This is a genomic window from Mesorhizobium sp. M7D.F.Ca.US.004.03.1.1, from assembly GCF_003998635.1.
Lineage (GTDB): Bacteria > Pseudomonadota > Alphaproteobacteria > Rhizobiales > Rhizobiaceae > Mesorhizobium > Mesorhizobium loti.
This window is the reverse complement of sequence record NZ_RZQG01000393.1, coordinates 1-5,362: the sequence shown is the minus strand read 5'-3', so window position 1 is coordinate 5,362 and position 5,362 is coordinate 1. Positions and strand designations below refer to the sequence as shown.

Below are 5,362 nucleotides of genomic sequence, written 5' to 3'. Positions count from 1 at the left end.
CCAGCGCGGCGGAACGATGTAGGTGGTGAGCGAGATGATTTTCATGCGCAGTCTCAGTTGCTCTTGAGTTTCTTGGCGCTGACGAGGTCGCGCGCCGCGAGGTCGAGGATCTTGTTTGCCGCCCCACGTGCCGCCTCGGCATCGCGCATGCGCAGCGCCTCGACCACCTCGCGGTGCGCCGCCACGGCCTCCATGCGCCGGTCGAGCGAAATCACCGCCGTCGCCTCCAGCGAGAATTTCAGCCCTGTGTCGATCAGATTGCCGATCTGGCGAAAGATTGGGTTGTGGCTCGCGGCATAGACGATCTGGTGGAAAGCGATGTCGCTGCGCGAGAAGGCTGCGAGGTCCTCGCCGGCGCCTGCCATGCCGCGCCAGGCGGCTTCGAGATCGGCGATCTCCTGCAGCGTCGCGCGGGTGGCAGCGAGTTCTGCGACCAGCGGCTCGATGGCCCGGCGCGTTTCAAGAATGGCATCGAAGAGCTTGTCGTCCAGCGCATGCGGCGCGTGCCAGGCAAGCACCTGCGGGTCGATGATGTTCCAGTCGTCCTCGTTGCAGACGATCGTGCCGATGCGCGGCCGCGACAAGACCAGCCCTTTGGCGGCCAGCACCTTCAGCGCTTCGCGGATGACGGTGCGGCTGACGCCATACTCGACACCGAGTTCGTTTTCCGTAGGCAAGGACGATCCGGCCGGGTAGCGCCCGGAAAAGATGTCCGAGGCTATCGCCTTGGTCACATCGGGCATCACGCGCGGGCGGCGAGTGGTCGTATCTCCCGGGGCCTTCTTCAGAATCTCGGTCACCCCAGCCCTCCTCCAAGGCGGCGAACTCGCTGGTTTCGCACAACCGATCCGGCCTTAGCGGATGCGGGTGACTTGCGCCAGCGATCGTTGGTCGGAGCATGTACATTAATTATCATACCAGATCAATTGACGAGTATGATAAAAACGAATAGAGACTCCGACATCCGGGCTGAGCGCCCGGCCTATCGCTGGGAGGAAATCATGCGACTTTTGAAGACCGCGCTCGTTGCGGGCGCGCTTGCCGTGCTGTCCGTCACGACCATCGCTGCATATGCTCAGGACACCAAGATCGGTTTCATCGTTAAACAGCCCGAGGAGCCGTGGTTCCAGGACGAATGGAAGTTCGCCGACCAGGCCGCCAAAGAAAAGGGCTTTACCCTGGTCAAGATCGGCGCCGAGGACGGCGAGAAGCTGATGTCGGCGATCGACAATCTCGGCGCCCAGGGCGCCCAGGGCTTCATCGTCTGCACACCCGACGTGAAGCTTGGCCCCGGCATCGTCGCCAAGGCGGCTGCCAACAATCTCAAGCTGATGACTGTCGACGACCGCCTGGTCGGAGCCGACGGCAAGGCGCTGGAAGACGTGCCGCATATGGGCATCTCGGCCACCAAGATCGGCGAGGCCGTCGGCCAGGCGATCGTCGACGAGATGAAGGCGCGCGGCTGGAAGGCCGAAGAGGTCGGCGCCATCCGCGTCTCCTATGACCAGCTGCCGACGGCGGTCGACCGTGTCGAAGGCGCCATCTCGGTGCTCAAGGCGAACGGCTTCAAGGCCGAGAACATCTTCGACGCGCCACAGGCAAAGACCGACACGGAAGCTGCCCTCAACGCAGCGACGGTCGTGCTCAACGCCCATGCCGACATCAAGAAGTGGGTTTCTTTCGGCCTCAACGACGAGGCGGTGCTGGGTGCGGTGCGTGCAGCCGAAAGCGTCGGCATTCCGGCGGATGGCATGATCGGCGTCGGCATTGGCGGCGCGGATTCGGCGATCAACGAGTTCAAGAAGCCGACCGCCACCGGCTTTGTCGGCACGGTGATCATCTCGCCGAAGCGTCATGGCTATGAGACGGCGCTCAACATGTATGACTGGGTTGCCAACAACAAGGAACCGGAGAAGCTGATCCTGACCTCGGGTGCACTCGCCAAGCGCGACGACTACCAGAAGGTCCGCCAGGGTCTCGGCATCCAATAATCCTCCCTGTACAAACAGGCGGCGGCTCATCCCGCCGCCTGTTTGCCATGCACAAGAAGGATCGGCTCCGTGTCCTTTCTCGACTTTTCGCACATCACCAAGACCTATCCGGGCGTCAAGGCGCTGTCGGACGTCTCGTTCGGCGTTGACAAGGGCGCGGTGCATGGCCTGATGGGCGAGAACGGCGCCGGCAAATCCACCCTGATCAAGATCCTGTCCGGCGACCAGCATGCCGACGAGGGCGAGATAAGCATCGACGGCAAGGTCCAGGCCTATGCCTCGACCAGGGACGCCTTCGACAATGGCGTCATCGTCATTCACCAGGAGCTGCAGCTGGTTCCGGAACTCACGGTTGCCGAAAATCTCAGCCTCGGGCGTTTCCCCGCCAACGCCGGCATCATCGCCGGCCGCCGGATGCTGGACGATGTCGGCGCCAAGCTGAAATCGGCCGGCATCGACATCGACATGCGCCGTAAGGTCAAGACGCTGTCCATCGGCGAACGCCAGATGATCGAGATCGCCAAGGCGATCATGTTGGATGCACGCGTCATTGCGCTGGACGAGCCGACCTCGTCGCTGTCCTCGCGCGAAAGCGAAATCCTGTTTGCCCTGATCGACCGCCTGCGCGGCGAGGGCAAGGTCATAATCTACATCTCGCATCGGCTCGACGAAGTGTTCCGCCTCTGCGACAGCCTGACCGTGCTGCGCGACGGCAAGCTCGCGGCGCACCACGCTTCGCTGAAAGGCGTCACCCGCGATCAGGTCGTCGCCGAAATGGTCGGCCGCGAAATCTCCGACATTTGGGGTTTTCGTCCGCGCAAGCCCGGAGATATCAGACTGAAGGTCGAGACCCTGTCCGGAGCCAAGCTGAAGACACCGGCCAGCTTCGAGGCTCGCGCCGGCGAGATCGTTGGTTTCTTCGGCCTGATCGGCGCCGGGCGCTCGGAACTGATGCGGCTGGTCTATGGCGCCGATCCGCGCTCGGGCGGCACCATCACCGTCGACGGCAAGCTGGTCCGCGCCACCGATCCGCGTGGCACGATCCGGGCCGGCATCGTGCTGTGCTCGGAGGATCGCAAGCATGACGGCATCATCCAGGGCCGCTCGGTCGAGGAGAACATCAACATCTCGTCGCGGCGCCATCACACACGCTTCGGCGTGCTCAACCGCGTCAACGAGATCGCCACGGCCGAGACCTTCATCAAGAAGCTGAAGGTGCGCACGCCGTCGCGCAAGCAGGACATCATCAACCTCTCCGGCGGCAACCAGCAGAAGGTCATTCTTGGCCGCTGGCTGTCCGAACAGGGCGTGCGTGTCCTCATCGTCGACGAGCCGACGCGCGGCATCGATGTCGGTGCCAAGTCGGAAATCTACGAATTGCTTTACCAGCTTGCCGAGGACGGCATGGCGATCGTCGTCGTCTCGTCCGAACTGCCGGAGGTGATGGGCATCTGCGACCGCATCCTGGTGATGTGCGGCGGCCGCGTCAGCGCTGAACTCACCCGCGATCAGTTCGCCGAAAGGGCGATCCTGGCCGCCGCTCTCCCCGATCAGAAAACCCCCGACGCGATCGCATCCTGAGGACTTTTGGCATGACCGACCAGTTGAAGAAGCTCTTGCTCGGCGAACAGGGCCTCGTCGTCATCTTCGTCGTCGCCTTCGCGCTGGTGTCGCTCCTGGTGCCGAACTTCCTCACCGACCGCAACATGCTCGGCCTGCTGCAGTCGGTGGTCACTGTCGGCATCGTCGCCTGCACCATGATGTTCTGCCTTGCCGCCCGCGACTTCGACCTGTCGGTAGGTTCCATCGTCGCCTTTGCCGGCATGGTCGCGGTTATGGCGTCGAACGCCACCGGCTCGATCCTGCTCGGCCTCCTGGCGGCAATCGCCTGCGGCGCCTTCGTCGGCTTCATCAACGGCGTCGTCATCGCCAAATTCCGCATCAACGCGCTGATCACGACGCTGGCCACCATGCAGATCGTGCGCGGCCTTGCGCTGATCGCGTCCGACGGCCGCGCCGTCGGCATCAACAGCCCGGATTTCTACCAGCTCGCGCTGTCGAAACTGCTCGGCATACCGACACCAGTTTGGGTGCTCGCCATCCTGTTCTGCATCTTCGGCTTCGTGCTCAACCGCACCGTCTTCGGCAAGAACACGCTGGCCATCGGCGGCAATCCGGAAGCCTCGCGTCTTGCCGGCGTCAATGTCGACCGCACGCGCATCTGGATCTTTGCACTGCAAGGCGTCGTCTGCGGCATCGCCGGCATTCTGCTCGCGTCGCGCATCACCTCGGGCCAGCCCAACGCGGCGGTCGGGCTCGAACTTTCGGTCATCTCGGCCTGTGTGCTCGGTGGCGTTTCGCTTGCCGGTGGCCGCGCCACCATGTCGGGCGTCATCGTCGGCGTGCTGATCATGGGCATCGCCGAGAACGCCATGAACCTGCTCAACATCCCGGCCTTCTACCAGTACATTGTGCGTGGCGTGATCCTGCTGCTGGCCGTGCTGCTCGACAATCTGCGCTCGTCGGCACTGGGTCGGCGTTAAGCTGGAGGGACAAAAATGGCTGAGCGCCTTTCCGGCAAACGCATCTTCCTGACTGGCGCCGCGCAAGGCATCGGGCTGGCCATCGCCGAGGCCTGCCTTGCCGAAGGCGCAAAGCTGTTCCTCGTCGACCACGACGGCGCGTTGCTAGACAAGGCCGTCGCTGGCCTCGCCGCACCGCAAGGCCGTGTCGGGCATGCGGCAGCCGACATCAGCGACGGAGCCGCGATTGCGGCTGCCGTCAGACAAGCGACCGCCGAGATCGGCCCGGTCAACGCGCTGATCAACAACGCCGGGGTCAATGTGTTCTCGACGCCACTCGATACCAGCGAGGAGGAGTGGAACCGCAATTTCGACGTCAACGTCAAGGGCGCCTGGAATTGCAGCAAGGCGGTGCTGCCGGGCATGATCGCGAGCGGCGGCGGCGCCATCCTCAACATCGCCTCGACGCACAGCTTCACCATCATCCCGCACACCTTCCCCTATCCGGTCGCCAAGCACGCGCTGCTCGGCCTGACCAAATCGCTGGCGCTCGAATATGCGGCGCAAGGCGTGCGCGTGAACGCGCTGGCGCCGGGCTATGTCGAGACGCAGAAGGCGATCGACTACTGGAACAGCTTTGCCGATCCGGTGGCGGCGCGCGCCAACACCATGGCGCTGCATCCCGGCGGCCGCATCGCCACGGCGCGCGAGATCGCGCTGGCTGCGGTGTTCATGATTTCCGACGAGTGCCCGTTCATGAACGCGGCCACGCTCGTCGTCGATGGCGGGCTGAGCCAGCTCCAGCATCCTGCCTGAATTCCGGGAAAACCATGACCAAGAGACGCTGTC

General features: G+C 63.7%; 5 protein-coding genes. 4 read left to right on the top strand and 1 reads right to left on the bottom strand.

Annotated elements, in window-relative coordinates:
* Positions 1-53: 53 nt before the first annotated feature.
* Positions 54-743, bottom strand: a complete 690-nt coding sequence (locus EN935_RS20805; protein ID WP_245463070.1) for a FadR/GntR family transcriptional regulator — start codon at positions 741-743, stop codon at positions 54-56.
* A 258-nt stretch (positions 744-1,001) separates the two neighbouring features.
* On the opposite strand from EN935_RS20805, the gene EN935_RS20800 reads away from it, so the two are divergent.
* From EN935_RS20800 to EN935_RS20785, 4 genes are all read left to right on the top strand, one after another.
* Positions 1,002-1,991 carry an arabinose ABC transporter substrate-binding protein gene (locus EN935_RS20800; RefSeq protein WP_109665818.1) on the top strand — a complete coding sequence of 330 codons (990 nt, stop codon included), beginning with the start codon at positions 1,002-1,004 and terminating at the stop codon, positions 1,989-1,991.
* 69 nt (positions 1,992-2,060) lie between these two features.
* Complete coding sequence (gene araG, locus EN935_RS20795) at positions 2,061-3,572, top strand: L-arabinose ABC transporter ATP-binding protein AraG (RefSeq protein ID WP_127373571.1); 1,512 nt, start codon at positions 2,061-2,063, stop codon at positions 3,570-3,572.
* Positions 3,573-3,583: 11 nt separating this feature from the next.
* On the top strand, positions 3,584-4,534 hold the full coding sequence (araH, locus tag EN935_RS20790) for an L-arabinose ABC transporter permease AraH (protein WP_109665824.1): 951 nt from the start codon (positions 3,584-3,586) through the stop codon (positions 4,532-4,534).
* A 15-nt stretch (positions 4,535-4,549) separates the two neighbouring features.
* Positions 4,550-5,329, top strand: coding sequence for an SDR family oxidoreductase (locus EN935_RS20785; RefSeq protein ID WP_127264720.1), 780 nt, complete (start codon positions 4,550-4,552; stop codon positions 5,327-5,329).
* The last annotated feature ends 33 nt before the right edge of the window (positions 5,330-5,362 follow it).

Excerpts from the sequence above, each read along its gene's own strand:
- araH (WP_109665824.1), top strand. The coding sequence starts at position 3,584 with ATGACCGACCAGTTGAAGAAGCTCTTGCTCGGCGAACAGGGCCTCGTC.
- EN935_RS20785 (WP_127264720.1), top strand. The coding sequence starts at position 4,550 with ATGGCTGAGCGCCTTTCCGGCAAACGCATCTTCCTGACTGGCGCCGCG.
- EN935_RS20805 (WP_245463070.1), bottom strand. The coding sequence starts at position 743 with ATGCCCGATGTGACCAAGGCGATAGCCTCGGACATCTTTTCCGGGCGC.
- EN935_RS20800 (WP_109665818.1), top strand. The coding sequence starts at position 1,002 with ATGCGACTTTTGAAGACCGCGCTCGTTGCGGGCGCGCTTGCCGTGCTG.